The 25606-nt window shown below is 47.5% G+C and carries 27 protein-coding genes; 19 read left to right on the forward strand and 8 right to left on the reverse strand.

Going from position 1 to position 25606, the window contains the following annotated elements:
* Nucleotides 1-36: 36 nt before the first annotated feature.
* Nucleotides 37-585 carry a PadR family transcriptional regulator gene (locus C7B65_RS13040; protein WP_073072130.1) on the forward strand — a complete coding sequence of 183 codons (549 nt, stop codon included), beginning with the start codon at nucleotides 37-39 and terminating at the stop codon, nucleotides 583-585.
* Here the strand turns inward: C7B65_RS13040 and C7B65_RS13045 are convergent.
* The 3 genes from C7B65_RS13045 to C7B65_RS13055 all read right to left on the reverse strand — a co-directional run bounded on the left by C7B65_RS13045 (nucleotide 582) and on the right by C7B65_RS13055 (nucleotide 3343).
* Nucleotides 582-959, reverse strand: a complete 378-nt coding sequence (locus tag C7B65_RS13045; protein WP_073072131.1) for a DUF6464 family protein — start codon at nucleotides 957-959, stop codon at nucleotides 582-584. The genes C7B65_RS13040 and C7B65_RS13045 overlap by 4 nt on opposite strands.
* Nucleotides 960-1238: 279 nt before the next feature.
* Nucleotides 1239-2720, reverse strand: coding sequence for a DUF4335 domain-containing protein (locus C7B65_RS13050; RefSeq protein ID WP_073072134.1), 1482 nt, complete (start codon nucleotides 2718-2720; stop codon nucleotides 1239-1241).
* Entirely contained in the window at nucleotides 2717-3343 is a 627-nt protein-coding gene (locus tag C7B65_RS13055) for a DUF3038 domain-containing protein (RefSeq protein WP_073072136.1), read from the reverse strand. Before C7B65_RS13055 ends, C7B65_RS13050 begins: the two co-directional genes overlap by 4 nt.
* A gap of 411 nt (nucleotides 3344-3754) precedes the next feature.
* Here C7B65_RS13055 and psbP point away from each other — a divergent pair, with 411 nt between their 5' ends.
* From psbP to C7B65_RS13080, 5 genes are all read left to right on the forward strand, one after another.
* Nucleotides 3755-4300, forward strand: coding sequence for a photosystem II reaction center PsbP (gene psbP / locus C7B65_RS13060; RefSeq protein ID WP_073072137.1), 546 nt, complete (start codon nucleotides 3755-3757; stop codon nucleotides 4298-4300).
* Nucleotides 4301-4310: 10 nt separating this feature from the next.
* On the forward strand, nucleotides 4311-4991 hold the full coding sequence (locus tag C7B65_RS13065) for a nucleoside triphosphate pyrophosphatase (RefSeq protein ID WP_073072139.1): 681 nt from the start codon (nucleotides 4311-4313) through the stop codon (nucleotides 4989-4991).
* Nucleotides 4992-5169: 178 nt separating this feature from the next.
* Nucleotides 5170-6258, forward strand: a complete 1089-nt coding sequence (locus C7B65_RS13070; protein ID WP_073072141.1) for a serine/threonine-protein kinase — start codon at nucleotides 5170-5172, stop codon at nucleotides 6256-6258.
* Nucleotides 6259-6291: 33 nt separating this feature from the next.
* Entirely contained in the window at nucleotides 6292-7134 is an 843-nt protein-coding gene (mazG, locus tag C7B65_RS13075; protein WP_073072143.1) for a nucleoside triphosphate pyrophosphohydrolase, read from the forward strand.
* Between the two features lie 329 nt (nucleotides 7135-7463).
* The gene (locus C7B65_RS13080) at nucleotides 7464-7709 is read left to right on the forward strand and encodes a DUF2949 domain-containing protein (RefSeq protein WP_073072144.1); all 246 of its coding nucleotides are present in this window, start codon (nucleotides 7464-7466) and stop codon (nucleotides 7707-7709) included.
* A gap of 4 nt (nucleotides 7710-7713) precedes the next feature.
* On the opposite strand, the gene C7B65_RS13085 is transcribed toward C7B65_RS13080, so the two are convergent.
* Complete coding sequence (locus C7B65_RS13085; protein ID WP_073072146.1) at nucleotides 7714-8277, reverse strand: DUF3611 family protein; 564 nt, start codon at nucleotides 8275-8277, stop codon at nucleotides 7714-7716.
* A gap of 117 nt (nucleotides 8278-8394) precedes the next feature.
* Here C7B65_RS13085 and C7B65_RS13090 point away from each other — a divergent pair, with 117 nt between their 5' ends.
* A complete protein-coding gene (locus C7B65_RS13090; protein ID WP_073072147.1) occupies nucleotides 8395-9831 on the forward strand; it encodes a RecQ family ATP-dependent DNA helicase in 1437 nt (478 codons plus the stop codon).
* A gap of 16 nt (nucleotides 9832-9847) precedes the next feature.
* Here C7B65_RS13090 and C7B65_RS13095 read toward each other — a convergent pair whose 3' ends face one another.
* Nucleotides 9848-10840, reverse strand: coding sequence for an ABC transporter permease (locus tag C7B65_RS13095; RefSeq protein WP_073072149.1), 993 nt, complete (start codon nucleotides 10838-10840; stop codon nucleotides 9848-9850).
* A 244-nt stretch (nucleotides 10841-11084) separates the two neighbouring features.
* Here C7B65_RS13095 and C7B65_RS13100 point away from each other — a divergent pair, with 244 nt between their 5' ends.
* The 5 genes from C7B65_RS13100 to C7B65_RS13115 all read left to right on the forward strand — a co-directional run bounded on the left by C7B65_RS13100 (nucleotide 11085) and on the right by C7B65_RS13115 (nucleotide 15824).
* The gene (locus tag C7B65_RS13100) at nucleotides 11085-12737 is read left to right on the forward strand and encodes a site-specific DNA-methyltransferase (protein WP_219898529.1); all 1653 of its coding nucleotides are present in this window, start codon (nucleotides 11085-11087) and stop codon (nucleotides 12735-12737) included.
* Nucleotides 12738-12754: 17 nt separating this feature from the next.
* Nucleotides 12755-13006, forward strand: coding sequence for a type II toxin-antitoxin system HicA family toxin (locus C7B65_RS13105; RefSeq protein ID WP_073072153.1), 252 nt, complete (start codon nucleotides 12755-12757; stop codon nucleotides 13004-13006).
* A 2-nt stretch (nucleotides 13007-13008) separates the two neighbouring features.
* Entirely contained in the window at nucleotides 13009-13239 is a 231-nt protein-coding gene (locus tag C7B65_RS13110; protein WP_073072155.1) for a type II toxin-antitoxin system HicB family antitoxin, read from the forward strand.
* Nucleotides 13240-13305: 66 nt separating this feature from the next.
* On the forward strand, nucleotides 13306-14031 hold the full coding sequence (locus C7B65_RS28380) for a DEAD/DEAH box helicase family protein (RefSeq protein WP_219898531.1): 726 nt from the start codon (nucleotides 13306-13308) through the stop codon (nucleotides 14029-14031).
* On the forward strand, nucleotides 14028-15824 hold the full coding sequence (locus C7B65_RS13115) for a DEAD/DEAH box helicase (protein WP_219898533.1): 1797 nt from the start codon (nucleotides 14028-14030) through the stop codon (nucleotides 15822-15824). Before C7B65_RS28380 ends, C7B65_RS13115 begins: the two co-directional genes overlap by 4 nt.
* Before the next feature lie 357 nt (nucleotides 15825-16181).
* Here C7B65_RS13115 and C7B65_RS13120 read toward each other — a convergent pair whose 3' ends face one another.
* Both C7B65_RS13120 and cutA read right to left on the reverse strand, forming a co-directional pair.
* Entirely contained in the window at nucleotides 16182-16664 is a 483-nt protein-coding gene (locus tag C7B65_RS13120) for a GNAT family N-acetyltransferase (RefSeq protein WP_073072156.1), read from the reverse strand.
* A 72-nt stretch (nucleotides 16665-16736) separates the two neighbouring features.
* Nucleotides 16737-17066 (reverse strand): divalent-cation tolerance protein CutA, encoded by a 330-nt coding sequence (cutA, locus tag C7B65_RS13125; protein ID WP_073072158.1) that lies wholly within the window; start codon nucleotides 17064-17066, stop codon nucleotides 16737-16739.
* Nucleotides 17067-17107: 41 nt separating this feature from the next.
* Between cutA and C7B65_RS13130 the strand changes: the two genes are divergently transcribed.
* From C7B65_RS13130 to C7B65_RS13145, 4 genes are all read left to right on the forward strand, one after another.
* The gene (locus tag C7B65_RS13130) at nucleotides 17108-17785 is read left to right on the forward strand and encodes a DUF2834 domain-containing protein (protein ID WP_073072160.1); all 678 of its coding nucleotides are present in this window, start codon (nucleotides 17108-17110) and stop codon (nucleotides 17783-17785) included.
* A 2-nt stretch (nucleotides 17786-17787) separates the two neighbouring features.
* Nucleotides 17788-18504: a 4'-phosphopantetheinyl transferase family protein gene (locus C7B65_RS13135; protein WP_073072162.1), complete on the forward strand. Its 717-nt coding sequence runs from the start codon at nucleotides 17788-17790 to the stop codon at nucleotides 18502-18504.
* 145 nt (nucleotides 18505-18649) lie between these two features.
* A complete protein-coding gene (locus tag C7B65_RS13140) occupies nucleotides 18650-20308 on the forward strand; it encodes an alpha-amylase family glycosyl hydrolase (RefSeq protein WP_073072164.1) in 1659 nt (552 codons plus the stop codon).
* Nucleotides 20309-20505: 197 nt separating this feature from the next.
* Nucleotides 20506-22167 carry an alpha-amylase family glycosyl hydrolase gene (locus tag C7B65_RS13145; RefSeq protein WP_073072165.1) on the forward strand — a complete coding sequence of 554 codons (1662 nt, stop codon included), beginning with the start codon at nucleotides 20506-20508 and terminating at the stop codon, nucleotides 22165-22167.
* Between the two features lie 85 nt (nucleotides 22168-22252).
* On the opposite strand, the gene C7B65_RS13150 is transcribed toward C7B65_RS13145, so the two are convergent.
* Nucleotides 22253-22678, reverse strand: coding sequence for a hypothetical protein (locus C7B65_RS13150; RefSeq protein ID WP_073072167.1), 426 nt, complete (start codon nucleotides 22676-22678; stop codon nucleotides 22253-22255).
* A 252-nt stretch (nucleotides 22679-22930) separates the two neighbouring features.
* Between C7B65_RS13150 and C7B65_RS13155 the strand changes: the two genes are divergently transcribed.
* The 3 genes from C7B65_RS13155 to C7B65_RS13165 all read left to right on the forward strand — a co-directional run bounded on the left by C7B65_RS13155 (nucleotide 22931) and on the right by C7B65_RS13165 (nucleotide 25568).
* On the forward strand, nucleotides 22931-23959 hold the full coding sequence (locus C7B65_RS13155; RefSeq protein ID WP_073072169.1) for a bifunctional heptose 7-phosphate kinase/heptose 1-phosphate adenyltransferase: 1029 nt from the start codon (nucleotides 22931-22933) through the stop codon (nucleotides 23957-23959).
* Between the two features lie 87 nt (nucleotides 23960-24046).
* Entirely contained in the window at nucleotides 24047-24775 is a 729-nt protein-coding gene (gene pgl / locus C7B65_RS13160; RefSeq protein ID WP_073072171.1) for a 6-phosphogluconolactonase, read from the forward strand.
* Nucleotides 24776-24854: 79 nt separating this feature from the next.
* Nucleotides 24855-25568: a double zinc ribbon and FHA domain-containing protein gene (locus C7B65_RS13165; protein ID WP_073072172.1), complete on the forward strand. Its 714-nt coding sequence runs from the start codon at nucleotides 24855-24857 to the stop codon at nucleotides 25566-25568.
* Nucleotides 25569-25606: the final 38 nt, after the last annotated feature.

Below are 25606 nucleotides of genomic sequence, written 5' to 3' on the forward strand. Positions count from 1 at the left end.
TCAACGTATTGAATTCGTCAAGTAGAGTTTTTGGTTATGGCACTCAAGCACACCATCCTGGCATTCCTGTCTCGTCAGCCTTTGAGCGGCTATGACGTTGCCAAAGAGTTTGCTGAAGGGTTTGGCAGTTGCTTTTGGAAAGCAAGTCAGCAGCAAGTTTATGCCGAACTGACAAAGCTAGAGCAGCAGGGCAGCGTCACTTACGAGGCAATTCCGCAACCGGGACGACTCGATAAAAAAATCTATTCCATCACGGATCAGGGACAGCAGGAACTACTCGATTGGTTAACTCAACCCTGCGAACCCGCCGCTATTCGTGAAGATTTGGGCGTGATGGGGTTGGCGGGCCATCTCGTTTCCTCTCAGGTAGTGATCCGCGAAATTGAACGGCGGCGACAATTACACGTTGAAATGGTGCAACACGTCAAGAAATTAGATGAGCATTTCTCTCAGCATCTCGATTCGCTAGACTTAAAGGATCTCTATATGCATTTAGTAATTCGTCGCGGCATTCGCTATCAGGAAGAGTGGGTAGCTTGGTGCGACGAAGCGCTTCAGGCGATCGGGCAAACTGTAAAACGCTAGGTAATTGAGAGATGACCGCGACCCTCGCTCTCATAAAATCGACAGCCTGCACAGAGTCCTTGTGGGTTGACCGCACAGCGAATTAGCTGCGATCGCGCATTAAACCCACAGGTGGCATCGCCCAAAACCCAACGACCCTCGATCAGCGATTGTTCGATCGGGCGTTGAGCCGTCTGCACATAGAGCGCAATTTTGTGGAGGTGATAGCGTCCTGCTTTTAGCTGATAGCGGTGATGTCGCTCTAAAACCGCGTAAGTCTGTCCTTCTAAATCAAGGTAAGCGCCGGGTTGGGGTGCCCAGTCAAGACGAACACTTCCTAGAAATTGACGAGAATTGCTCAAAATCAACTCGGTAGGCAGCGATGGTTGCTCCATGAGAAACGTGTTCTAGAGTACACAGTGCCTTTTGATGGTATCGCGATCGTAACCCGTCACCCCCACAGTTTAGATTCTGCACAGATTTTGGGTTTACTTAAGTCTTGCACCTCTCGCAACAACCGCCGGAAATTAATTTCCCGGCTCATAGCTCAACCCCATGGAAATGGGTTGAAACCTTTGCTCAGTCCTCTTCAGAGGACTTTAGCGATTAGCCCGAATTTTAATTCAGGTGGGTGATCGGGAACTCGTTGAGACGGGTGCAAGATCTGAGTTTACCTAACGCCGCCCAAACCACGGATTGACCTGCAAAACGCCACTGGGCTTAAAGACGACCTTAAAGGAAGCCAAAGACTCTTGAGGAGTCGCGTTCGGGTCAGCAGGTTTGCCTAGCTGGGAGAGCGGAGTCGATTGGGAAAACTCACTGGCTGCCGCGTTTCCAGGCTCATAGTCAGCGATCGTGCCGTCCGACTTGACTCGGACTCGAAAGATCAATTCCTTATTAAAAGGAGGACTGCCTTTCCAGTTTTGGTCAATCTGGTCATAAAGCTTTGGCTGTAAAGCTTCTAGCTGCGACTTCTCGGTGATCTCTGCGGGAGCGGTAGACGACCCACTGAGAGAAGCGGTTGGGCTAGGAGTTGCCGACGCTGCGGGGCTAGGAGACTCTGACGCTGATGGATTAGGTGACGGAGATGAAGTTTCCCAGGGGCTAACTTCGAGGCTGCCTTGCGACGTAAAAGTAACTTTAAATTGCCCGATCGGTTCCTGAGAAGGCGTACTGCCAACGGCTGGAATGTAGAGCAGATTGAGTAGAGGCGTTTGTTTTACATTTTCGAGCGCCCCCGGACTTTCGGGTTTATAGCCGACGATCGCGCCATCTTTGCCCACGCCGACGCGATAAACCAGATCTTGAGTTGGGTTGGTTTGCGGCTTCCATTTGTCATTCACTTGGTCATAAAGCCGTTGCCGGAGTCGATCGAGTTCTTGCGGGTCGGTGATCGCGGGAGTCGTATTCAGCGTGTTTTCGAGTTGTGCTAAATCGGGTTCAGCCAGTTGGCTCGGACTCGGTGAAGCCGATGCCTGCGAACTCGGTGACACTGAAGGACTCAGAGAAGGACTGCCTGTGGGTTTAGGAGACGCAGCCGAAGTCGGACATTCTCCAGCCGCGAGACAAGCGGGTTTATTGACTTTTGGCATCGGCAGCATAAAAAAGGCGATCGCTGCCAGTGCTAACCCCGAAACTCCGATCGCCGCCGGAACTGCCTGTTTTGCCAACGGTTCGCGCGCAAACGCATATCGCTTGGGCACGGGCGCTAGATTTAATGACCAAAAGGGCAGAGTCTGCGTGTCGGCAACAAACTGATCGATCGCTTCCACTAAATCAAATAGCTGCACCGTGCTGAGATCAACTTTCTGAGCGGCTGTTGTGGTGTGATCAGCGCTCGGCTCGATCGTCAGACGGTGATAAATGCGATCGAGCCGCTCTAACTTCACAAACGAAGGCTTATCGCTGTAGGTGTGGCGCGGCAGATGAATTCCACTCAAAAACTCTTGAGCATACAAACTGACGGCGGTTACTAAACTCTCAAAAAATTCCCGTCCGCCAGCGAGGGGCTTTTCTTGCCCTGCTAGGTAGCACTCGGCATTGATCAGCAGTGCCATAACGGGACGCATCTCAGCTTGGGAGGTTGCGATCGGGTCTGCTAACCCCTCTAAAACCAGGGTGCAGTTGGGCAAACTATATTGGCGTTGGATGGTCATCCCACTTCTCCATCAAACAAACTAATCCACAATCGCTGCATTCCTGATGTTCCGGTGCAAAAAAGCAACTGAGCCAGCAGATCAAGCGCCAGTTCGTTCAGCTTCTCGTCAGAACTGTAAGCCATCACTCCCGCACGGCGAGCATTCATCCGGCTGCGAAAATGGGCGCGAAATCGCTCCAAATATTCTGACAATCGAAAGTGATGCTCAGTCGATAGCTGCTTTTCGGTAAGCTGCTGATACGCCAAAAGCAACTGCCGCACCAGCACCGTCAAGCGACGTGCCAGATAGCAGGTAATCACGACGAGAGCTTTTGCTTCTAAAAGCGTCAGAGGGCGACGCTGACTATAGCGCCTAAACGGATTAGTGCTGCGTAAGCGCCAGAGAACCACCCGATTTTGAATAATTCCCCGCAGGTCAAGATCGTTGGCAGTTGACAAGATTGCTTCTGAGCCGCCCAAGTCGAGGGCTTCGATCGCTAACAGCAACAAGTCAATTTGCAATCGCGCCCGTCGTGGGCAAACGCCTTCAGAAACGGGAGGATCGGGCAAACCGTCTAAAATCAAGGGGATGGTCGGGGCAGGTAGGCTATTTAACTGCATTACGCTCACAGAAACACTCATTCCAATTGCGGGGTGTGGTCGATTAACGATGATCTGATGAATCGGGTGGGCATTTTCCTAAAATTCATCGTTGGCTCTTTGCCAATGTAGCAACAGAAATAACCGAAGTTTTAAAACGATTCTGATAATCTGTCTTAGAGTGCCTCAGTTACTAGATTCCATACCAGGGCGGTTAGGGCGTAATTTCCCCACCTTAGCTTAGAACCACTAGCAACATTTCAGTCTATCCGACTTTCAGCAAATCAGCCCAGTCTTAGAGTCTCCGATTTTTTAACCTATTGAAATCTTAAAGGTCTAAATGCTATCCAACATTTACTGATCCAAAGAAATGGGACAATTAACAGTTGAGTTCACTAGGGAAGTTAGAGACTTTGCTCTGCTCTCAGCCGAATTGATAGGAATATTAGAGAAATGCTCAAACGATTTGTCGTACTAGTGTTGGTGGTTTTTAGTCTGAGTTTGCAGGGCTGTGTGTCGGGGGTCGGTGGCTTAAAAAGCTACGCCGATAGCACCGATGGTTATCGGTTTCTCTACCCCAATGGCTGGACAGAAGTGCAGGTGGCTAACGGCCCTGATGTGGTTTTTCACGACATTATCAAGCCGACTGAAAACGTCAGTGTGGTGATTAACCCAACCCAGGGGCAAAAAACGCTTAGCGATCTAGGAACGCCAAGCGAGGTCGGCTATAAGTTGGGCAAAAGCGCGATCGCGCCGCCTAACTCAGGTCGCACCGCAGAACTGGTCAACGCCGAAGCGCGCGAACTGGGTGATCAAACCTATTATCTGCTGGAATATCTAGTCAAGCTGCCCGGAAACCAGGAGCGGCACAACATCGCCAGCGCGATCGTCTATCGGGGCAAGCTCTACACGTTTAACGCCTCCACCTCAGAAGAGCGGTGGGGCAAGATGAAAGACCTGTTGACAACTGCTGCGAAGTCTTTCTCGATCGACGGATAAACTCGACTCTATGACTCCTTTTGTTCTGGCTTCTGCGTCTCCGGCTCGAAAACGGCTGCTTCAGCAAGCGGGCATTGACCCGATCGTGCATCCCAGCGATTTTGACGAATCTCAAATTCAACTAATCGAGCCTGCTGAGTTAGTAAATGTCCTGGCAGAACAAAAAGCCCTAGCAACGATGCGATCGCTCTGGGAACACCGAGGCAATCTGCAACTCGTGGGCTATGGTCGGTTGTTTTCACGCACACCAGGGCTGATTTTGGGATGCGATTCAGTTTTGTCTCTCAAAGGCGAGATTTACGGCAAGCCTGCTGATGCGGCAGACGCGATCGGGCGCTGGAAACAAATGCGTGGTCAGGTGGGCGAACTCTATACGGGGCACGCTTTACTGGTTCCCTATTCAGAACAAGGGATGCTCATTCCTTCTACAACGCTGGTACGTGCTCAAATGACGCGAGTCTTTTTTGCAGAAGTTAGCGATCGTCAGATCGAAGCCTATGTTGCCACTGGCGAACCGCTCGTCTGTGCGGGCTGTTTTGCCCTAGAAGGTCGAGGTAGTTTGTTTGTCGAGAAGATAGAAGGCTGTCATACCAACGTGATCGGGTTGAGCATGCCTCTGTTGAGACGGATGCTGGCTGAGGTGGAGGTTGACGTTACAGATTTTTGGCAGAAACATAGCAATCCCGAATAATTTGTGGGATCGGCATCCTGCCTGTACAGGCTAGAAGCCTGTTCCACTCTTGACAACTGAAATGGGATTGCTATAACCATTTGCAAAAGGCAAAAAACCAACTCTAAAGATTTCCCCAGAGTGTCGGAATACTTCTTAGACTGGAGCAACCGGAGTTCCTCGTGCTTGATTGACCGCAATGGATTGTTTGCCCAAGAATCTCGCTAATTTTCGCTCTGACATTCTGGATCAAACCTACTTGGGGCAAATTTGCGGCTCCAAACAGCTATTTACAGATCGCTACGAAATTCGCAAATTGCTAGGTCGCGGCGGCTTTGGGGTGACGTTTTTGGCGCGCGATCGCGGGTTGCCTAGCAGCCCTCTCTGCGTCATCAAGCAACTGTGTCCTAAAGTTCAAGATGCGGCGGCTCTGCAAAAAGCCCGTCAACGGTTTGAGCAAGAAGCAAAAGCCCTGAGTCGGCTCGGCAGTCATTCTCAAATTCCTCAACTGCTCAACTATTTTGAAACGAACGGTGAATTTTATCTAATCCAGGAATATGTTTGTGGCAATACCTTAAATAAAGAAGTGAGGCAATCAGGTGCCTTTTCTGAAGAGAAGGTCAAAGCGTTTTTGCAAGAATTTCTGCCTCTGTTACGCTACGTTCACAAAAATCGAGTCATTCATCGCGATATCAAGCCGCCTAATCTTCTACGCTGCAAAGATGACGGGCGACTGGTGCTGATCGATTTTGGAGCCGTCAAAGAACGAATTGCCACGGTCGAACACTCTAGCATTCGCACCTCGACGCAGTTTGTGGGCACGATCGGGTTTGCCCCACCAGAGCAGCTTTCGTTACGTCCGGTCTATGCCAGCGATATCTATGCAGTGGGTGCCACCTGTCTCTATTTGTTAACTGGAAAAGCGCCGATCGAGTTTGAGTATGAACCGAAGACGGGTGATATCAAGTGGCGCGACATGGTGCAGGTCAGCGATCATTTTGGACGAGTTTTAGGCAAAATGTTAAGGGTGTCTGCCTGCGATCGCTACCAGTCTGCCGAAGCGGTGCTGCGAGCGCTAGAGTTAGAACCCCATTTAGATGATTTGCTGCCGTGTATGAACAATCAACCGCCTGCAACCTCAGCGATCTCACCCAGAATACCGAGTCACTCACGAGAATTTATTTCTCCCCTGGTTAGGACGGCGATCGCGATTCGAGAGTGGCAAGCCCGCCTGCAAGAACGACGCGATAGTCAAGACGCTTCGGATCAATTGTTGTCTGAGGATTGATACTAGCAGAGTAGATTTTTCAAAGGGCTTAACATGACTGCTCTACCTAACCAAACCGCGATTTTGACGGCGCTGCAACATCTGATTGAAGTCGTCGCCAAGCTGCGATCGCCCGATGGGGGGTGCCCGTGGGATTTAGCCCAAACTCGCGAGACGCTGATTCCTTATGTGATTGAAGAAGCCTACGAAGTGGTTGATGCGATTCGCAGTGGAGATCATGACGCGATCGCCGAAGAGTTGGGAGATTTGCTGCTGCAAGTGGTGCTGCAAGCTCAAGTCGCCAGCGATCAAGGGCAGTTTGATCTGTCGCGGGTCGCTGAGAAAATTACTGAGAAACTGATTCGCAGACATCCTCATGTGTTTACTGATTTAGCGGTTGAGAATATCGATGAGATTCACCGCAACTGGGAGCAAATCAAAGCCGCTGAAAAAGGGCAAGACTTCTCAGAAACCCAACGCCTGACTTATCAGCTAAAGCGGGCTGCCCGATCGCTGCCTCCTTTGATGGCAGCCCTGAAGATTTCTCAAAAAGCGGCGATCGCAGGCTTTGAATGGGAGACGATCGAGGATGTTTGGGCAAAGTTTGAAGAGGAGTTGGCAGAATTTCAGCACGCGTTGGCACACGAAAGTAAAGCTGCACAGCAGGCAGAATTAGGCGATCTGTTCTTCACCCTGATCAATCTCGCTCGCTGGCACGATCTTGATCCATCAGTAGCCGTGCAGGGGACTAATGAACGATTTATTCAACGATTAGCCCAGATCGAAGCGGTGGTCGATCGTCCGCTTTCAGATTACAGCTTGGAAGAGTTAGAAGCGTTTTGGCAGCAGGCAAAAGCCAAGTTAGCCAAAGAACGAGCCACAAACCCAGAGCATTAGCGATCGTAGATTAAATAAACGTGAATTCGATGAGGCTTTTCGCTACGGTTGCAAGTCCGGGCTACCCCCTAAATCCCCCATTTTGGGGGCTGAAGCCGCTCAAAACGAAGCGAAAGAACTCATCGAACTGCCGTTAAATAATATCAGTGACTTGCAACGCTAACAGGCACGGCAGTGCTATGCCCTTACAGCGCTTTACTGAGTAGGTAAAAATACTTATTGGATTGTCTACCGAAAATTTACTGAATTTATTTTTCAATCCACAACTTGAATGTTAGGATAAACACCTAAATTCACCGATCGCTCCTTACTACCCAGGGTTTCCTACAATGTCTGTGCTGCCGTTTGAGATTATTGAGCAATATCAACTAGAAGAGGGTGAGCGAGGGCTTAACCGCCAAAACGCCCACCTAATCCATTTTCTGCAAGAAGAGCTTTGTCTTGCCCCATCCGCGATCGCGATGGCAATTCGCTATGCCAAGCAAGAGAATGGGCCTTTGCCGATGGTGCTTTGGCACTACGGGTTAGTTTCGTTAGAGCAACTCAATCAGATTTTAGACTGGTTAGAAAACTAGCTGTTTACTGCCGACTCATTTTGTTTAACAGCCAAAGTGACGTGGCGATCGCCACAAAATGCGCCAAAATTACGTTGATACTCGCTTGCACGACCAAAATATCAAGTGGTTTAATAAACTTTGATTGGTCGGTGTTGATAAACCCGGCTGCACCTTGACTAAGGGCTTTGCCAAACAGCAAACCGATAATCGCTTCGGCTCCTAGCACTGCTAGCAAAATTCCGCCCAGGCTGGCGATTAATCCGATTCTCAAGACTTGAATCGCTTCTGCTTTTTTAGGACGAGTGGCGGCGGCACCCTGCAATCGACGACCGATCGGAATGTAGCGAAACAGTGCCCAATACATATTAAAGCCCAGCATCGCAATGCCCAAGACGGTTAAAATCACGCCGACATTCGTCCCCGGATTGTTGGCTGAATCAACCCCTCGACTTGCGATCGGGGCAAACAGCAAAATCGCACTCGACACGATCGCCAAAACAAGCTGCGACCAAAAACTGATCCAGCCTGTGAGTCGAAAGGTGCTGGCAATTTGCTTGAGCGTGGGTGAAGAATCAGATTGCGTCATGTCCGAAGGGTTAGAGATGCGATTCTAGCAGTCTCGCATATTTGGCGATCGACCGCACTTCGATTCTAGTTGACGAGGGAGAACGGGCACTCTACTGAAAGCGCTTTTCAGAAGTTTATGAATCTTCCCCGTCCGAGTTCTAAGACCGATCTGCGATCGCGCTTCAAGCAAATTTGGGGCTATGACGACTTTCGATCGCCCCAGGGTGAAATTGTTGAGACGTTGCTGTCACAAAAGGATGCTCTAATTATCATGCCAACAGGCGGCGGCAAATCGATTTGCTTTCAGCTTCCAGCGTTGATGCAAACCGGATTGACGCTAGTGGTTTCGCCGCTGGTTGCCTTAATGGAAAATCAGGTGCAAGAGTTGCGGCAGCGTCGGTTGCCTGCGGCGTTGTTGCACAGCGAACTATCTGCCCCACAGCGCAAACAAGTGCTTTGGGCGATCGAGGCTCAACAACTTCGGCTGCTTTATCTCTCGCCAGAAACGCTGTTGAGCGCGTCGGTTTGGCAACGGCTGTGGGATCCGCGCTTGCAAATCAACGGCATCATTCTAGATGAAGCGCATTGTTTAGCTCAGTGGGGAGACACTTTTCGACCTGCTTATTATCGATTAGGGGCGGTGCGATCGGCGCTATTGCAGCACAAACCCGCCGGGACTCGGATCGCGATCGCTGCCTTTACCGCGACTGCCGATCCTCAGACTCAACAGACGATCGAACGAGTTCTGCAATTGCAAGATCCGCAAGTTTTTCGACTCAATCCCTATCGCAGCAATCTCAGCCTCACGGTGCAAACAGTGCAAACTCCGAGAGGGCGACGAGATCAATTACTTAAATTGATTCAATCTCAACTTAAACAGTCCGGTTTAGTCTATGTGCGAACGCGGCGAGATAGTGAAGAACTATCAGAATGGCTGAGGCAACGAGGTTATAAAACGGCGGCTTATCATGCAGGATTGGGAGCCAGCGATCGCCGCCGCATCGAACAAGCCTGGTTAACCGATGCCCTCCAGTTTGTGGTGTGTACGTGCGCCTTTGGGATGGGGGTAAACAAGGCGAATGTCAGATGGATTGTTCACTTCCATGCACCGTTTCTGCTGAGTGAGTATGTGCAAGAAATTGGACGCGCGGGACGAGATGGCAAACCAGCAAAGGCGCTAATGCTAGTGAGTGGATGGCTCGATTCGGACGATCAACAGCGCTGGAAATTTTTTGAAACGCAAGCACGATCGCAACAGCAAACAGCCCAGAAACTTATCAAAAAACTTCCGCAGCAAGGAAACGTGAATGAAGTAGCTAAACAGTTTAAAGAGAGTACGATCGCGCTTTCGTTATTGCAAAGTCTCGGACGGTTAACCTGGTCTGACCCGTTTCACTACACGATTCACGCGACTGACTCTGCTCAGACTGCAAACTCGTCTAATTCTACGCAACCGATGCGAGACTATCTTAAAACGCGCGAGTGTCGTTGGGGCTTTTTGCTGCGGGCATTTGGGTTTGAGAATGAGGCGATGAGCTTCAAATGTGGGCGGTGCGATCGCTGTCGCGTCTGAAAGAGTTCCAGTCACGTTAATCTTGTTCAAACACTTTGCCTAATGCGGCAGGTGGTGTGCTGCGAATCATTTCTGATGCGGTGCGATCGAGCGGTGAGGGTAATAACTTTAACAATCGTTCTATCCACTCACTAGATGTCAACACGAGTAATAGAATCATTAACATGAAAGGAGCCACATTAAACACTTGACTAGGAACAGCAGGAATTGTACTTTGAGCAACGCTGGCTAAAGATTGCAGGATGCCAAATAAATAACAACTTAACGCGACTCGAAGCGGATTCCACCCACCAAAGATGACGATCGCTAATGCAATCCAGCCATAGCCAGCCGTGTGCATGTGACTCCAACCTGCCTTAAAGTCAAGCGAAAAAGCGGCTCCAGCGATTCCCATCATTGCTCCCCCAATCAGCGTGTAGATGTAGCGCATCTTGACTACATTGGTTCCTCTTGCAAAAGCTGCATTGGGTTGTTCTCCGATCGCTCTTAACATCAGTCCTGCACGAGTCCGATAAAAGTAGACCCAAACTAGGGCGATCGCGGCATAGCTGAAATACACCAGCAAATCACTTTGAAACAAAAGATTTCCTAAAAAGGGAATATTCTGCAAACCGGGAATCTTAAAACTGGGCACTGTCGGGCCGGGAATTCTTACAAAGGAGTTGCCCAGAAACGACGATAAATTTGCGCCTAATAACGCCAACACAAACCCGATCGCGACTTGTGATTGTTTGAGCGTCAACGTTCCTAACGCGACGATCAGCGCGATCGCGGCTCCGACTAAGGCGGCTCCGGCAAATCCGGCTAATAAACTTGGTACTGTTCCCGATCCTTCGAGGGTTTTGGCGATCGCAAAGCTCGTCATGGCTCCGAGCAAAATTGTGCCCTCGGCGGAGAGGTTGATTACCCCAGCGCGTTCGGTGATGGTTTCGCCAAGACAGGCAAACACGAGGGGCGTAGAAGTCGCGATCGCAGTCGCCAAAATGGACACAAATTGAGCAATATCCATAGATCGCATGATTCAGGTGAATTGATTTTAACAGCCTGATTTTGAAGGATTTAAGGAGTTTTGTCAGTTTGTCCGATCGTCAACGTTACGATGTGAAAAGATGCCTGTAGTGAAAACGTAGACAAGATCAAATTTTCTGGCAAGGAGAGACTGATTGCCCCTCTGCAAACATCTGAAGAAATACCACCTGATACGGTCAAACAAAGAGATTTGCCTGTAGCCTAGAGTCTTGCAGACGTTCTCTATGGCTATGGCAACGATCCACTTCAAAGGCAAGTCCTACGTTCAAAATCACCACCTCACCCTCAAGTACCATCATTTGGTGCCCAATCCTGTTGCCAGCCTGACGGATAAAATCAGCCTCCACGATAACCTGATTATCCACGGTGACAACCTGCTCGCTCTTAAAGCCCTGTTGCCGACTTATGCGGGCAAAGTGAAGTGTGTTTATATTGACCCGCCCTACAACACGGGCAACGAAGGCTGGATCTATAACGATAATGTCAACTCGCCGATGATGCAGGAGTGGCTAAAAGCCAACCAACCGATCGACAAAGAAGACCTAGCACGACATGAAAAATGGCTCTGCATGATGATGCCTCGCCTGAAGTTACTCAGAGAGCTTTTGCGAGATGATGGTGTAATTTTTATCTCAATTGATAATAACGAAGTTCATCGTTTGAGAATGCTGATGGATGAGATTTTTGATGAAAACAATTTTATAGCAACTATTATTTGGCAGAAAAAACAATCACCTCAGAATGATGCAACTTATCTTTCTGATATGCACGATTATGTTTTAATTTATGCCAAGAAGGCTAAAGAAACAAAGAATGATCCTGATGGTTGGGAACGGAATTTATTACCGAGAAGCCAAGAACAGGAGGAACGGTATTCTAACCCTGATAATGATCCAAGGGGGACTTGGACATCTGTAGACTACACTTGTAACAAGTCAGTTGATGAACGCCCTAATTTGTATTATCCAATTCTAAATCCCGTCATAGGGAAAGAAGTTTATCCATCACGCTCAAATGTATGGCGATTTGACACAAATAGACATCTGAAGAATGAACAAGAAAACCGAGTATGGTGGAGTGGCGGAATTCCAAGGCTAAAAAGATTTAGATCTGAAGTTAGAGAGGGTGTAGTTCCTTCTACATGGTGGGATCGAAAATTTGCTGGAGATAACCAAAAAGCGCGAAGAGAGATTAAGAAACTTTTTGAAGAGTTAGATAATCCTTTTGACTCGCCTAAACCTGTGAGTCTGCTTAAACTTATTTTTAAGATTGCAACTGAAGATGACTCTATTATTTTAGATTCCTTCGCAGGTTCAGGAACGACGGCTCATGCTGTTTCATCACTTAATCAGGAGGACGGGGGTAATCGTCAGTTTATTCTGGTTGAAATGGAAAACTACGCTGACTCGCTGACGGCAGAGCGAGTACGGCGAGTAATTCAAGGAGTTCCTAATGCAAAAGATAAAACTCTGAAAGATGGTTTGGGCGGCAGTTTTTCGTTTTTTGAATTGGGTGATCCGATCGAGATGCAGGCAATTTTGGAAGGGAATAGTTTGCCTGCTTACGAAGACTTAGCACGGTATGTTTTTTACACTGCGACAGGTGATGAGTTTGACCTAACGAAAGTTGAGGTTGATCGATATTTTATTGGCGAAAGCAACGACTTTGAAGTTTATCTACTTTATCAACCTGATTTGAATTATTTACGCTCCACTGCCCTTGATTTAGGTAAAGCAGAAAAGCTAGGACTGCCGAAACCTAACTCCAAGAAACGGCTGTTTTTCGCACCTATGAAATATCTCGATATCGATACGTTAGAACGATATCGCATTGAATACTGTCAGCTTCCCTTTGAGATTTACAAGTTCAAAGAGTAGCTAGAGGTCTCTACGATATGAGCAGGCGAGAAAAACTCCGTTCAAGATTAAAAAACAACCCAAACAATGCAATATTTTCAGATATTTGGAAGCTTTTAGAACAGGAAGGGTTTGTACTCGATCGAATTACAGGAAGTCATCATATTTTCACAAAGGATGAAATAACGTTCGTCGTTCCAGTCCACAACAACAAAGTCAAAACGATTTATGTGAAGCGAGTGATCGAATTGATTGACCAGACGGAAGTTCAAGAAAATGAAGAGGAGTAAGCATGAATTATCCCATTGTGATTTATCCCTGCGATGAGGGTGGCTATGTTGCAGAAGTTCCAGCCCTTAGAGGATGTTTAGCTCAGGGTGAAACCTTACCTGAAACACTAGAAGAACTAGAAATTGTCACAAAGCTGTGGATTGAAACGGCGCAAAAACATGGGCAATCTTTGCCTGATGTTGATACTGCAATTGAGAAGGCTAAAACTTTGAGCTACAGCGGTTCCTGTTGAGGGCGAGGATCTAGAATGACAAGGCTAAACCCAGTACAGCTTACGCGGCGCGATCGATAAACAATCATGGAACTCAAGGACTACCAAAAACACTGTATTAACGAGGTCAAGGTCTACCTTGAGCGTTTGGCAAAGTCCAAAGCGAAGTACGACAGAGACGTTGCTGAAGATCCTGACGATGCCTTTAATTTTCCTCAGCAAGCCTGGGAGAAAGCAAAAGGAGGCACAACGTTTCAAGGGGCTATTCACCATGACAAGAAAAATGGTCTGAGTGAACCGTTGCCCAATTTTTGTATCAAAGTGCCGACTGGGGGCGGGAAAACCCTCTTAGCGACTCATGCGATCGGCTTAATTAACCGCCATTATCTAAAACGGCAAACAGGATTAGTGCTATGGATTGTGCCAACGAACCAGATTTATCGGCAAACCCTGAAGGCACTCCGTACCCGCGAACATCCCTATCGTCAAGTGTTGGATCTCAATAGCGGTGGTCGTACTAAAATCGTCGAAAAAACCGAACGCTTTACACCTTCTGACATTCAAGAAAGTCTCGTCGTTTTGCTGCTGATGCTGCCGTCTGCCAATCGGCAAAACAAGGAAACTCTGAAAATTTTCCAGGATCATGCAGGCTTTGATCAGTTCTTTCCACCCGACGATCGCCTCCCTGATCACCAAGAATTACTGGGGCAATTCCCTAATTTAAACTGTTTTTCTGAACAGCATTCCTTCTTTGGTAACAGATTAAAACCTCGCTGGGCAACACCCTCCGCATCCTTCAGCCCATTATCGTGATTGATGAGGGACACAAAGCTTACAGCAAAAATGCTCAAGACACGATCTGTAACTTTAATCCATCCATCATGGTCGAACTATCGGCCACGCCACCATCTAACAGCAACATCCTGATCAACGTGAGTGGGCAGGAACTCAACCGAGAGGAAATGATCAAGCTCGACATTCATCTTACAAACAAAGCCAGCTATGACTGGAAAGACTGCTTACGTGATAGTGTTGCCAAGCGCGAAGAACTCCACAGACAAGCGTTGGAGTATCAAGCGAGAACTGGAACCTACATTCGCCCGATTTGCTTGATTCAGGTTGAGCGGACTGGAAAAGACCAACAGACCGATACTCACTACATTCACGCTGAAGATGCTAAGAACTTTTTGATCAGAGATTGCAGCATAAGCTCAGATGCGATCGCTATAAAATCTAGCGAAACCGATGATATCGAAGGGCTTGACCTATTCAGTAAAGAATGTTCTATCTGCTATGTCATCACTAAGCAAGCTCTACAAGAAGGCTGGGATTGCTCCTTTGCCTACGTGTTGACAGTCCTCACCAACCCCAGTTCAAAGAATGCTATCACCCAATTAATCGGGCGCATTCTCCGACAACCGTTTGCTCGAAAGACCAAAGTTCAAGCATTAGATGAATGCTATGTTTTTTGCTTCAAGCAGAAAGCGCAAGGCTTGATCAGCAGTATTCGTATAGGCTTACAGAATGAAGGTTTAGGCGACATTGCAGGAAACATCGTTCAAGATACAGTTAATGACGACAAAGTAGAAGTCGGCTATCGAGAGCAATTCAAGAAATTTGAAGGCAAGCTTTATCTACCCCGGTTTGTTATTCAACAGTCCCAAGGTTGGCGCGAACTCAGTTATGAAATGGATATACTCAGCCAAATTAACTGGGGACTCGTAAATCTGGACGAAATTAAAAAATTGCCTCTCACAAAGACAGAAAGCAAAGACGAAACATCAGCAATTGGGCTTAGTCAATATGAACGAGAAGTCATTGAAAAAAGAGAGAGCCAGATTCAAAAAGCAAGTGTAAAGCTCGATTTAGTCTACGTCACTCGTCAAATTTTAGATGTAGTTCCCAATCCTTGGATCGCCTATCAAATTGCAGAAGAGGTGTTTTCATCCTTATCCAATCTGTCAAGCAATACCGAAGAGATTATCGCAACCAACATGGTTTTCATCATCGAGGAATTGCGTAAGGAATTGAGCAAAGAGCGCGATCGTTTAGCAGAAGGTATATTTCGGCATTTGCTAGATACACAACAACTTTGCTTCTTTTTAGTTGTTGATAGAAGCCCAGATATTCCGACTCGAATAAATGTCCATAAAAAGGCACATAGACTAACAAGAGAGAATAATGATCCTATCCAGCGCAGTTTGTTTGATTATGTACTAGAAGAAGATTTTAACGATATGGAGAAAGCGATCGCCATTTATCTAGATGAGCAAGAAAAACTCCTCTTCTGGTACAGAAATGTTTCTAGAAAAGATTACTACATTCAAGGTTGGAAGAAAGGAAAAATTTATCCTGATTTTATTGCGCCCGAAGCAGATTTACAGAAACCGGACGATTGTTCCACTGTATATGTGGTTGAAAGTAAAGGTTTACATTTGAAAAATGAAGACACTCAGTATAAACAAACCATTTTTGAAATTTGCAATGAGCTTGGTCAAAAAATGCAGTGGAGTGAACTAAAGCAAGAGTTCTTTGGCTCTCGCGTTGAGTTCAAGCTAATTTTTGAAGATGAATGGAAACGTAAAATCAATGAGATTCTTTTGTAAATTATTCAAGTCACAGTAGTAAATTTGACGACAAAATGCCCATTCCACAATTTACTTAGGATCGCTATATTCATCCCTGTCGATGTTACGCTTTAATTGCTTGATCGCTTCTTACAGGGAATAAGCATGAACTATCTCATTGTGATTTATCTTTCCATATTTGGAAAGATATTTGCACGTTCTGTAAACCACGGGCAAAGCCAATTTCTTCGACACCGTAATGTAGGGCATCTGTCTCTCCTCTTTGTCAGCTTTTAACTCTGTCCAAAACGCTTGCTTTAATAAGTAGACAGATTCACCGTTAGCTAATCAGACCCGATCGCCAAAGTTAAGTTTTAGATGCTGTTGCCCTGTTCGCTAGATTCGTCTTCCGAGAATCACTAGATCTTGTTCCCCTCTGTCAAACTTGGCGACCCTGGGCAGATAGCCCCACTGCTCAAATTCAAATTGCTGAAATAACTTAAGGCTGGGATGATTATCGGCAAAAATGAAACCTAGCAAAGTGGCTATCTTGAGAGCAGGAGCCATCTCGATCGCTCGCCCCAAAAGTTTCCGCCCAATCCCCATTCGCTGACAATCAGGGTGAACATAAAGACTCAACTCAGCTGTGCTTTGATAGGCGGGTCTACCATAAAATGACCGAAACCCTAGCCATCCTGCAACGGTGCCGTTAATCTCCATCACCCAAAGGGGACGATCGTGGGTATGAGCGAGAAACCAATCAAGACGACTTTCGATCGTCACAGGCGCAAAATCTGCGGTGACAATTTGGCAAGGAATCGTAGCGTTGTAAATGGTGACGATCGTAGGCAAATCAGCTTCAACAGCGTCGCGGATCATAGGTTTAGTTAACGGTGGATCAATTGCGAATAAGCTTAATCTAGAATCGCAAATCTTAAAGTGCAAAATCGGTTATTCCTGGACTTGGCTAGAAATCCACTGTAAGTAGGGCTGCGATCCGGCGACGATCGGCAACATAATAATCTCTGGTACTTCATAAGAATGGATTTCTCGAATTTTGGCTTCTAGTTCGTCAAATCGCGATCGTTCAGATTTGATCAACAGTTGCCACTCTTCGTCGTGATGAACCGTTCCTTGCCAGGTGTAAATTGAGAACACTGGCAGCAAATTCACACAAGCCGCGAGTTTTGCTTGAATCAGAGACTCTGCGATCGCATCTGCCTCTTGCCGCGAACTCGCTGTCACCAACATGATTCCATAGCGTCCTGTCTCTTCGGTCATAAGGCTTACACTATAATCACTCTCTATTATTTTCGATCCTCATGTTCAAAAAAATCGCCCTCACCCTGATTTGGGTTGGATTTGTCAGCTATGCCTTTTTGCTTGCGCCGCCCGACAGTCCCGATACGATCGACCTAATTAAAAATCTGTCTACCGGACAAATTCAAGGCGTTAACCCCTTAATCGTGGCACTGTTCAACATTATGGGCGTGTTTCCCCTGATCTACAGTTGTGTGATGTATCTCGACGGCAAAGGACAAAAACTTCCGGCGTGGCTGTTCTCAACGGCATCGTTTGCAGTAGGTGCGTTCGCGATTTTGCCCTACCTGATTTTTCGCAAACCTAATCCGACGTTTCCAGGGCAGAAAAACTGGTTTCTCAAACTATTAGACTCTCGCTGGACAGGTGCATTGCTTGGGTTGGCGGCGATCGCGTTAGTTGTTTACGGCGTGACTCAAGGCAATTGGAATGACTTTGTGCAACAGTGGCAAACCAGCCGATTTATTCACGTCATGAGTTTAGATTTTTGTTTATTGTGTCTACTATTTCCGACATTGTTGGGCGATGACATGGCGCGGAGAGGATTGACCAACAAACGAATTTTTTGGGCGGTTTCATTGGTGCCTTTGTTTGGCGTGATCGCTTATCTCGCATTGCGTCCCCCGGTGATTGAGCAGTCTAAAACAGAAGCGATTCGTCAACAACCTGCATCGGTCTAAGCATGAACAATCAAGGCGATTGGCGGCATCCCCCGGCTGATTTGAGGCTGCAAAATGCTCAGGTTCATGTGTGGCGATCGCCGCTTGATTTGCCTACAGAACGCATCGAACTGTTTGCAAAAATTCTGTCATCAGATGAACAAATTCGCGCTGATCGTTTTCGATTTGCTCAACACCGTCAGCGCTTTATTGCTGGAAGAGGTATCTTACGATCGCTCCTTGGTCGCTATCTGCAAATCGCACCCGATCAAGTGCAGTTTATCTATAGCGAAAAAGGAAAACCATCTCTCGCAAATCAACGATTGCAGTTTAATGTCGCGCATTCGCAAGGATTAGCACTCTATGCAGTTGCGCTCGATCGTCCAGTAGGCGTTGACTTAGAACAGGTTAGAGCGATCGCAGATTTAGACTCCTTGACTCAGCGCTTTTTCTCACCCAACGAACATGCCGCGATCTCCGCTCTGCCTGCCTGCCAACAGTCTCAAGCCTTTTTTCGTTACTGGGTTTGCAAAGAAGCCTATCTCAAAGCGACAGGCGACGGACTCGCAAAACTACAAGCATTAGAAATGTCTTTAGAGTCAAACCAAGCTTATTTGACCAAGATTCCTCAAGGAAACATTGCAGATTGGCACCTTCGAGAATTAGCTCCCGCAGCAAATTTTGTAGGCGCGATCGTCAGTTCTAGTCAAAATTGCAATCTCACCTGCTGGCAACTCTAACGAAAGATCTATTCCGCAAGAGATAAAGCGAAAGAGACGAGAAGAAAACTATCCCACGAGAGCAAGATGTGTTGATCTCAACGATCGTTAGACAATACACACAATTCGCTTTGAGCGTAGGTAAATCTTTACTCTTGGGAGTTATATGACAAGTCCTATAGAATTTAATTTATTTGCCCCCTATAACAAGGGAGTTTCATTAGTTGGCTCTTTTTCTGATTGGAAAGAAATCCCCATGCAGAAAGGGGAAGACGGCTATTTTAGAGTCAACGTTGACTTAAAAGATGGGACTTATCAGTACAAATTTCGAGTGCAGTCAAAAAGCTGGTTTTTTGAGCCAGATCAATGGGTAGATGTCACTGATCCCTACGCCACTGATGTCGATGGCAAGAGCGCTTCTGAGAATGCGATCGCTCACATCAAAGATGGACAACGCATCGTTGATACCTATGTTTGGCAACATGATGATCAGCCGCTTCCCGCCGATCGTGAGCTAGTGATTTATGAACTGCACATTGCTGATTTTTCAGGTGGTGAAGCTAATCATGATGGGCATGGCACTTATCAAGACGCGATCGCCAAGCTCGATTATCTTAGCGATTTGGGCGTGAATGCGATCGAGCTAATGCCCGTCAAAGAATATCCCGGTGACTATAGCTGGGGCTACAATCCGCGTCACTTCTTCGCCCCCGAATCGAGCTATGGCGAAACCGCACAACTCAAGCAATTGATCGACGAGTGCCACGGTCGCGGAATGCGCGTGATCATGGACGGGATTTATAACCACTCTGAAGCGTCTGCCCCTCTGACTCAAATCGATCACGACTATTGGTATCACCACCAACCCCGCGACCCTGACAACAACTGGGGCCCAGAATTCAACTACGAAAAATACGACGAAAATTTACAAACCTATCCGGCTCGTCGCTTTATTGGCGAAGTGGTTCGCTATTGGGTTCGCGAATTTCACATCGACGGCATTCGCTATGATGCAGCGCGACAAATTGCTAACTACGACTTCATGCGCTGGATCGTGCAAGAAGCCAAAGGAACGGCTGGGGGAAAACCGTTTTACAACGTGGCTGAACACATTCCTGAAACCACGAGCATCACGAATGTTGATGGCCCGATGGATGGCTGTTGGCATGACAGTTTTTATCACTGCATTTTAGAACATATCACAGGCGACACCTTTGACTTAGAGCGGCTTAAAGACGTGCTTGACTGCAAGCGTCAGGGCTTTATGGGCGCAACCAATGTTGTCAACTATTTGACCAATCACGACCACAATCATGTGATGGCAGAATTGGGCGATCGGGACATTCTCGGTGAAGAAGCTTTTCGTCGGGTCAAACTTGGTGTCTCGCTGTTAATGACGGCGGTTGGCATCCCAATGCTGTGGATGGGTGAAGAATTTGGCGAATATCACTATAAAACCCAAGATCAATCCAAGATTGACTGGACATTGTTGATTGGCGACTTGAATCAAAATCTTCGCGGTTATTACAAAGGTTTGATTGCTCTGCGCGAACATAATCACGCGCTTTACACCGAGAAAATTGCATTCTTCCACGAAAACCCTGACTCAAAAGTGTTGGCATACACTCGCTGGAACGGTGAAGGGGCGCGTGTCGTCGTCGTTGCCAATTTCTCAGATCAGTTTCTGGGAGGCTACAGCGTTCCTGATTTCCCTGAAGATGGCACTTGGCACGAATGGACAGGCAACTATGACGTGCAAGTGGGCGATCGTCACCTGACCACCGATATAGGCCCGCACGAAGCCAAAGTTTTCGTGTGGCAATAGAGCGAATGTGATCCAGAAGTACTATTTTTGGCGTTACTGAATGGTGGCATGAATCGCCCCCCTAGCCACCAATTTTGAGGGAAACCGGAATCTCAAAGTCCCCCAATTTTGGGGGATTTAGGGGGCGAGAGAATTTACAGCTTTGACAGATTTATACTTCGGTTCAGCAACACTACATTTTTTAATCACAAGCAACTATGACAAGTCCGATCGAGTTCAAACTTTTTGCTCCTAACAATCAAGCGGTTTCTCTAATAGGCTCTTTTTCTGGCTGGACAGAGATATCGATGCAGAAAGGAAATGACGGTTACTTCCGCACTCACGTTGACCTCGAAGATGGCTCTTATCAATACAAGTTTCGAGTTCAATCTAATACTCCGGCGCTCAAAGATCAGTGGGTGGACATCAACGATCCTTACATGACCGCAATGGATCGCAAAACTGAAAACGGGATTGTTCGGGTCAAGTCAGGAGAACGACTGATTGATACCTATGTTTGGCAACATGACGATCGTTCTCTACCTATCAATCAGGATTTGGTGATCTATGAACTGCACATCACTGATTTTTGTGGTGACAGCAATTTAAATGAGCCGGATAAATTTAAACGAGCGATCGCTAAACTCGATCACTTAACAGAGTTGGGTGTGAATACGATCGCCCTGATGCCAATCACCGAATATGCTGGAAACTATCGCTGGGGCTACATGGTGCGCTACTATTTCGCTCCCGAATCGAGCTATGGCAAACCCGAAGATCTCAAGCAGTTGATCGATGAATGTCATGCACGAGGCATTCGGGTAATTTTGGATGGCATTTATAATCACACCGATGATCAAAATCCGTTATTGATGCTTGATCGAGACTATTGGTATTATCACGATCGTCACTATCCTGATGACGATGCAAACTATTGGGGCCCTGAATTTAATTACACTCACTATGACGACAAGCTAGACATTCGCCCTGCGTGGAGTTTTGTAGGCGATGTCGTGAGATTTTGGATTCAGGAATATCATATCGATGGTATTCGTTATGATGCGGTTCGGCAGTTAGCAGATTATGAGTTTTGCGGTTGGCTGATGGAGCAAGCCAAACAAGCCGCAGGCGATAAGCCGTTTTATAACATTGCAGAACACATACCTGATACGAGCGAAATTGTTCAACCAAAAGGCGTGTTTGACGGTTGCTGGCACGAAAGTTTCCGCTACTTTCTCAAAGACATCATCACGGGTGGAGATTCTAGCCTTGAAGAACTGAAATCCGCGATCGATGCCCGTCAACAGGGTTACTCAATGACCACGAATGTGATTAATTATCTAGCCAGTCACGATCGTGAACACATGCTTGTTGAATTAGCAGACGTTGACATTACCGGAGAAGCGGCCTTTCAACGGGTCAAACTCGCCGCAGTTTTGCAGCTCACTGCCCCCGGCATTCCGATGCTGTGGATGGGGGATGAGTTTGGGCAACCCACTCGCAAAGCTGAAGTAACATCAACACCCAATCCGCTCGATTGGTCGCTGCTTGAACAAGACTTGAACCACGATTTATTCGAGTTTTACAAGCGTTTGATTGCCCTGCGACACAATAATCCTGCTTTGCGAACTGAAAATATTGAGTTCTTTTATACTCATTCCGATCACAAAGTGTTGGCGTTTGTGCGCTGGACTGAGACGGGCGATCGGCTCGTCGTCATTCTCAATTTTTCAGCGCAATCTTATGAGCAATACTCAATTTCTGCTTTTCCAGCAGATGGAGTATGGCGATCGTGGACAGGTGAAAAATTTGAAGCAAAAGATAATCAGTTAGCGATCGATCTTCCTAGTTTTGGGGCGTTAATTTTGATTCATGAATAGTCGGCGATCGATGGGCAAGTCTCCTCAGAGCAAACGCATCCAAAACTCAACTTTGGCTTTTGGGTCTGACGAGCTAACGTTCCCCTTAAGTGACAAACCACTCGGAAGGCCATTGATCAAGAGGACTGAAAAGGAGCCATAAAGCTGTGGGGTTCTTAGGTAAAAACCATGCATCTAGACTGTCATAAGAGCGAGCGATACCGCCGTCAGGAAGATCAATTTGCCTCTGTGCACCATAAAGCAGGAAGGTTGCAAAGTGCCCTGGCGACCCTGTTGCCCAATTGCAGAACTCATCTACCGTCGTAATACTCCTGATTTCATCCGATTGAACATAATTTGCTGCCAGCAAAATTAATTCTTGAGAATCTTCATCTACCGAAATGCCACCTACTGGTACTATCTCAACTTCTTCGATTCGCTGTCCCTCAACTGTCCGAGCGGCTAGCCAGATCGGAATCTCTTTATCTAGAATCAGGGGTTCGATATCTCTAAGAAGGTCTATTAAAGTCATTGTTATTCATACTTTTGCTAGTCTCAGCCAATTGCTTGCTGATGTTTTTATACATAATCAAGGATACCAAATTACGGAGTGCAAAGACTTTGTACGGAGCCAGCTAACTATAAAGTAGTGGGCAGAAACGTTCCGCACATTTCTAGATTTAGTTTAGCTACCAGCGATCGCCCTGCAAGCCTCCTCAATTTTTGGGTCGATCGATCCCGTGTTGAGCGACAATAGAACGTCGATCGCTGCAAATCATGTCTTATGTCCCTAGATGCCACATTTACCGCTCAACTTCGGCAATCTGCCGATCGGTTGTTTGATCTCATGGATCAGTTTTCTCAAGCAAAGATTCTGATTGTGGGCGATCTGACCCTCGACGAATTTATGACCGGACAGGTTGAGCGAGTTTCTCGTGAAGCTCCAGTGCTGATTTTGCGCCACGAGACGACACGACAAGTGCCGGGAGGCGGGGCGAATGCGGTCTATAACTTTGCTCGACTGGGCGCGACGGTGAAGGCAGTTGGGCTATTGGGCAAAGACTTTCAAGGGCAAGCTATTCAGCAGATCTTTCTAGACGCAGGCATCGACACCCATGGCATTTTTCTCGACCCCGATCGTCCCACTATCACCAAAACCCGCATCTCTGGACACGCTCGTCAATCGGTGACTCAGCAAATTGTGAGAATCGATCGCAAGTCCGACGAGCTTCCCGCTCCCAACCTTCAACAGCAGCTTGCAAACTATATTCATCAACACGTTGGCACGGTGGATGCGATCGTCTGTTCTGACTATGGCGACGGCACCCTGACCCAGCCTGTGATTGATGCCGTGCTTACTCATCCTCGTGCCATTGTTGACGCTCAAATTGGACTCGATCGCTACCAAAAAGCCAGTCTCTTCACGCCCAATCTACCCGAAGCAGAACTCGCTGTCGGCTACAAGATCACCAACGCGGCAACCCTCTCTCAAGCGGGACAGGACTTATTAAATTTGACCCAGGCACAGCAATTTTTGATCACGCGAGGCGATCAGGGAATGACCTTGTTCGAGCGCGATGGAACCGAACAATCGATTCCCGCTTTTAATCGCACTGATGTGTTTGATGTCACAGGTGCAGGCGATACCGTCGTCGCCGCTCTTACCCTCAGTCTCGCTGCTGGGGCGACTTTCTGGGAAGCAGCCGTCTTAGGCAACCTCGCTGCGAGCATTGTCGTCCGTCAATTTGGTACAACCACCACCCATCCTTCTGAGATGAAGGCAGCTCTAGAGGCGTTGTTAGATGAATGTTAACCTGAAAATCTAAATCTAGCGCCTGAGTAGTTACGACCGATCGCTTTCAAATTATTCTATCAAGTGGCAGTTTTAACGGTGGAGACAATGACCAAAATTGTAGAAGTTTTGCCAGATTTAGAAGCCCTAATCGATCGCGCCCTAGCAATTGTGTTAGACAAACTCAACGCTGCCGTCACAGAAAGAGGAATCGGGACGATCGCATTAGCAGGGGGCAGCACACCTAAGCCTCTTTATGAAAAACTCGCAGCACAATCCCTACCGTGGGACAAAATTCACGTTTTTTGGGGCGATGAACGCTATGTCCCGGCTGATCACCCTGACAGCAACCAGCGCATGGCAAGACTCGCATGGCTCGATCGCGTGGAAATTCCTGCCAGCAATGTTCACCCGATGGCGACGAATGAAGCCGATCCTGCGATCGCGGCGCAAACCCACGCAGCCGAACTGCAAGCCTTTTTTCAGGTCAAAGCCACCGAGTTTCCAGCGTTTGACGTGATTTTGTTAGGCATTGGGGATGATGCTCATACGGCTTCGCTGTTTCCTCATACCGATGCGTTGCGGGTGGACGATCGGCTAGTCACCGTTGGCAGCAAAGATGGACAACCGCGCATTACCTTCACAGTTCCGTTGATTAATCACGCTCAGACGGTGATTTTTATGGTGGCAGGTGCCAGCAAACAAAGCGCTCTTGCCCAAATTTTTGCCCCGGTTGCCGACGACATGACCTATCCGTCTCGTCTGATTGCTCCCCAAGGCGACTTGTGGTGGTTGCTCGATCAATCAGCCGGACAGAACTTCAAAAACGAGGGATAAGTTTTACGCTCAACCAGAACTTAAACCTCAAACTTAGAACTCTTCACTTATCATAGATTTGGTGAATGGGGAAACTTTCATGATTGTCTGTCCCAATTGCAACCATCAGAATCCTGATGGGGCGGTGCAGTGCGAGGCTTGCTATACGCCTCTTCCAGCGACAACTCAATGCCCTAACTGTGGGACGACCGTGCAAGCTGATGCCAGTTTTTGCGGTCAGTGTGGCTTTAACTTAAAAACTCCAGAGCCTGAAAGTCAAGTCGCGACCGCAGTTTCGTCACCCGTGAGCGAATCTGACCCCGATCGCTTACCAGATTTGCTCACGATCGATCCGCTAGTCTCGCCCGATCCGTTAGTCGAGCCGCCTCCACCCACTTCGCCTGAACCAGTAGCTGAACCGATGTTACTGCCGCCTGTGCCGATCGCTGAGTCTACTCCAGTTAGCTCAGCCACCCAATTGCAAAATCAGTCGGGCAGACTGCTGCATTTGCAAACCAATGTGGTGATTGAGCTACCGCAGGGGCTGCCTGTGGTGCATATTGGCAAGCCCAACGATCGCATTCCGCCTGATATTGATGTCTCTGGCTTTCCCAACTCAGAAATTGTCTCTCGCATTCACGCTGATATTCGGGCTGATGGTGATGCTTATTACATTGAAGATGTCGGCAGCTCAAATGGCACTTATATCAATAACGTGCCGTTGCTGTTAGGCAATCGTCATCGGCTGCGTCCGGGCGATCGGATTGCCTTGGGCAAAGGTGATAAAGTTTCCTTCTTATTTCAGATGTCGTGACGAGTATCGTTTTTGACTTTAAAGAAGCTGTTCAGAAG

The sequence above is a fragment of the Phormidesmis priestleyi ULC007 genome (assembly GCF_003003695.1).
Classification (GTDB): domain Bacteria; phylum Cyanobacteriota; class Cyanobacteriia; order Leptolyngbyales; family Leptolyngbyaceae; genus Phormidesmis_A; species Phormidesmis_A priestleyi_A.

Excerpts from the sequence above, each read along its gene's own strand:
- C7B65_RS13040 (WP_073072130.1), top strand. The coding sequence starts at position 37 with ATGGCACTCAAGCACACCATCCTGGCATTCCTGTCTCGTCAGCCTTTG.
- C7B65_RS13045 (WP_073072131.1), bottom strand. The coding sequence starts at position 959 with ATGGAGCAACCATCGCTGCCTACCGAGTTGATTTTGAGCAATTCTCGT.
- C7B65_RS13050 (WP_073072134.1), bottom strand. The coding sequence starts at position 2,720 with ATGACCATCCAACGCCAATATAGTTTGCCCAACTGCACCCTGGTTTTA.
- C7B65_RS13055 (WP_073072136.1), bottom strand. The coding sequence starts at position 3,343 with ATGAGTGTTTCTGTGAGCGTAATGCAGTTAAATAGCCTACCTGCCCCG.
- psbP (WP_073072137.1), top strand. The coding sequence starts at position 3,755 with ATGCTCAAACGATTTGTCGTACTAGTGTTGGTGGTTTTTAGTCTGAGT.
- C7B65_RS13065 (WP_073072139.1), top strand. The coding sequence starts at position 4,311 with ATGACTCCTTTTGTTCTGGCTTCTGCGTCTCCGGCTCGAAAACGGCTG.
- C7B65_RS13070 (WP_073072141.1), top strand. The coding sequence starts at position 5,170 with ATGGATTGTTTGCCCAAGAATCTCGCTAATTTTCGCTCTGACATTCTG.
- mazG (WP_073072143.1), top strand. The coding sequence starts at position 6,292 with ATGACTGCTCTACCTAACCAAACCGCGATTTTGACGGCGCTGCAACAT.
- C7B65_RS13080 (WP_073072144.1), top strand. The coding sequence starts at position 7,464 with ATGTCTGTGCTGCCGTTTGAGATTATTGAGCAATATCAACTAGAAGAG.
- C7B65_RS13085 (WP_073072146.1), bottom strand. The coding sequence starts at position 8,277 with ATGACGCAATCTGATTCTTCACCCACGCTCAAGCAAATTGCCAGCACC.
- C7B65_RS13090 (WP_073072147.1), top strand. The coding sequence starts at position 8,395 with ATGAATCTTCCCCGTCCGAGTTCTAAGACCGATCTGCGATCGCGCTTC.
- C7B65_RS13095 (WP_073072149.1), bottom strand. The coding sequence starts at position 10,840 with ATGGATATTGCTCAATTTGTGTCCATTTTGGCGACTGCGATCGCGACT.
- C7B65_RS13100 (WP_219898529.1), top strand. The coding sequence starts at position 11,085 with ATGGCTATGGCAACGATCCACTTCAAAGGCAAGTCCTACGTTCAAAAT.
- C7B65_RS13105 (WP_073072153.1), top strand. The coding sequence starts at position 12,755 with ATGAGCAGGCGAGAAAAACTCCGTTCAAGATTAAAAAACAACCCAAAC.
- C7B65_RS13110 (WP_073072155.1), top strand. The coding sequence starts at position 13,009 with ATGAATTATCCCATTGTGATTTATCCCTGCGATGAGGGTGGCTATGTT.
- C7B65_RS28380 (WP_219898531.1), top strand. The coding sequence starts at position 13,306 with ATGGAACTCAAGGACTACCAAAAACACTGTATTAACGAGGTCAAGGTC.
- C7B65_RS13120 (WP_073072156.1), bottom strand. The coding sequence starts at position 16,664 with ATGATCCGCGACGCTGTTGAAGCTGATTTGCCTACGATCGTCACCATT.
- cutA (WP_073072158.1), bottom strand. The coding sequence starts at position 17,066 with ATGACCGAAGAGACAGGACGCTATGGAATCATGTTGGTGACAGCGAGT.
- C7B65_RS13130 (WP_073072160.1), top strand. The coding sequence starts at position 17,108 with ATGTTCAAAAAAATCGCCCTCACCCTGATTTGGGTTGGATTTGTCAGC.
- C7B65_RS13135 (WP_073072162.1), top strand. The coding sequence starts at position 17,788 with ATGAACAATCAAGGCGATTGGCGGCATCCCCCGGCTGATTTGAGGCTG.
- C7B65_RS13140 (WP_073072164.1), top strand. The coding sequence starts at position 18,650 with ATGACAAGTCCTATAGAATTTAATTTATTTGCCCCCTATAACAAGGGA.
- C7B65_RS13145 (WP_073072165.1), top strand. The coding sequence starts at position 20,506 with ATGACAAGTCCGATCGAGTTCAAACTTTTTGCTCCTAACAATCAAGCG.
- C7B65_RS13150 (WP_073072167.1), bottom strand. The coding sequence starts at position 22,678 with ATGACTTTAATAGACCTTCTTAGAGATATCGAACCCCTGATTCTAGAT.
- C7B65_RS13155 (WP_073072169.1), top strand. The coding sequence starts at position 22,931 with ATGTCCCTAGATGCCACATTTACCGCTCAACTTCGGCAATCTGCCGAT.
- pgl (WP_073072171.1), top strand. The coding sequence starts at position 24,047 with ATGACCAAAATTGTAGAAGTTTTGCCAGATTTAGAAGCCCTAATCGAT.
- C7B65_RS13165 (WP_073072172.1), top strand. The coding sequence starts at position 24,855 with ATGATTGTCTGTCCCAATTGCAACCATCAGAATCCTGATGGGGCGGTG.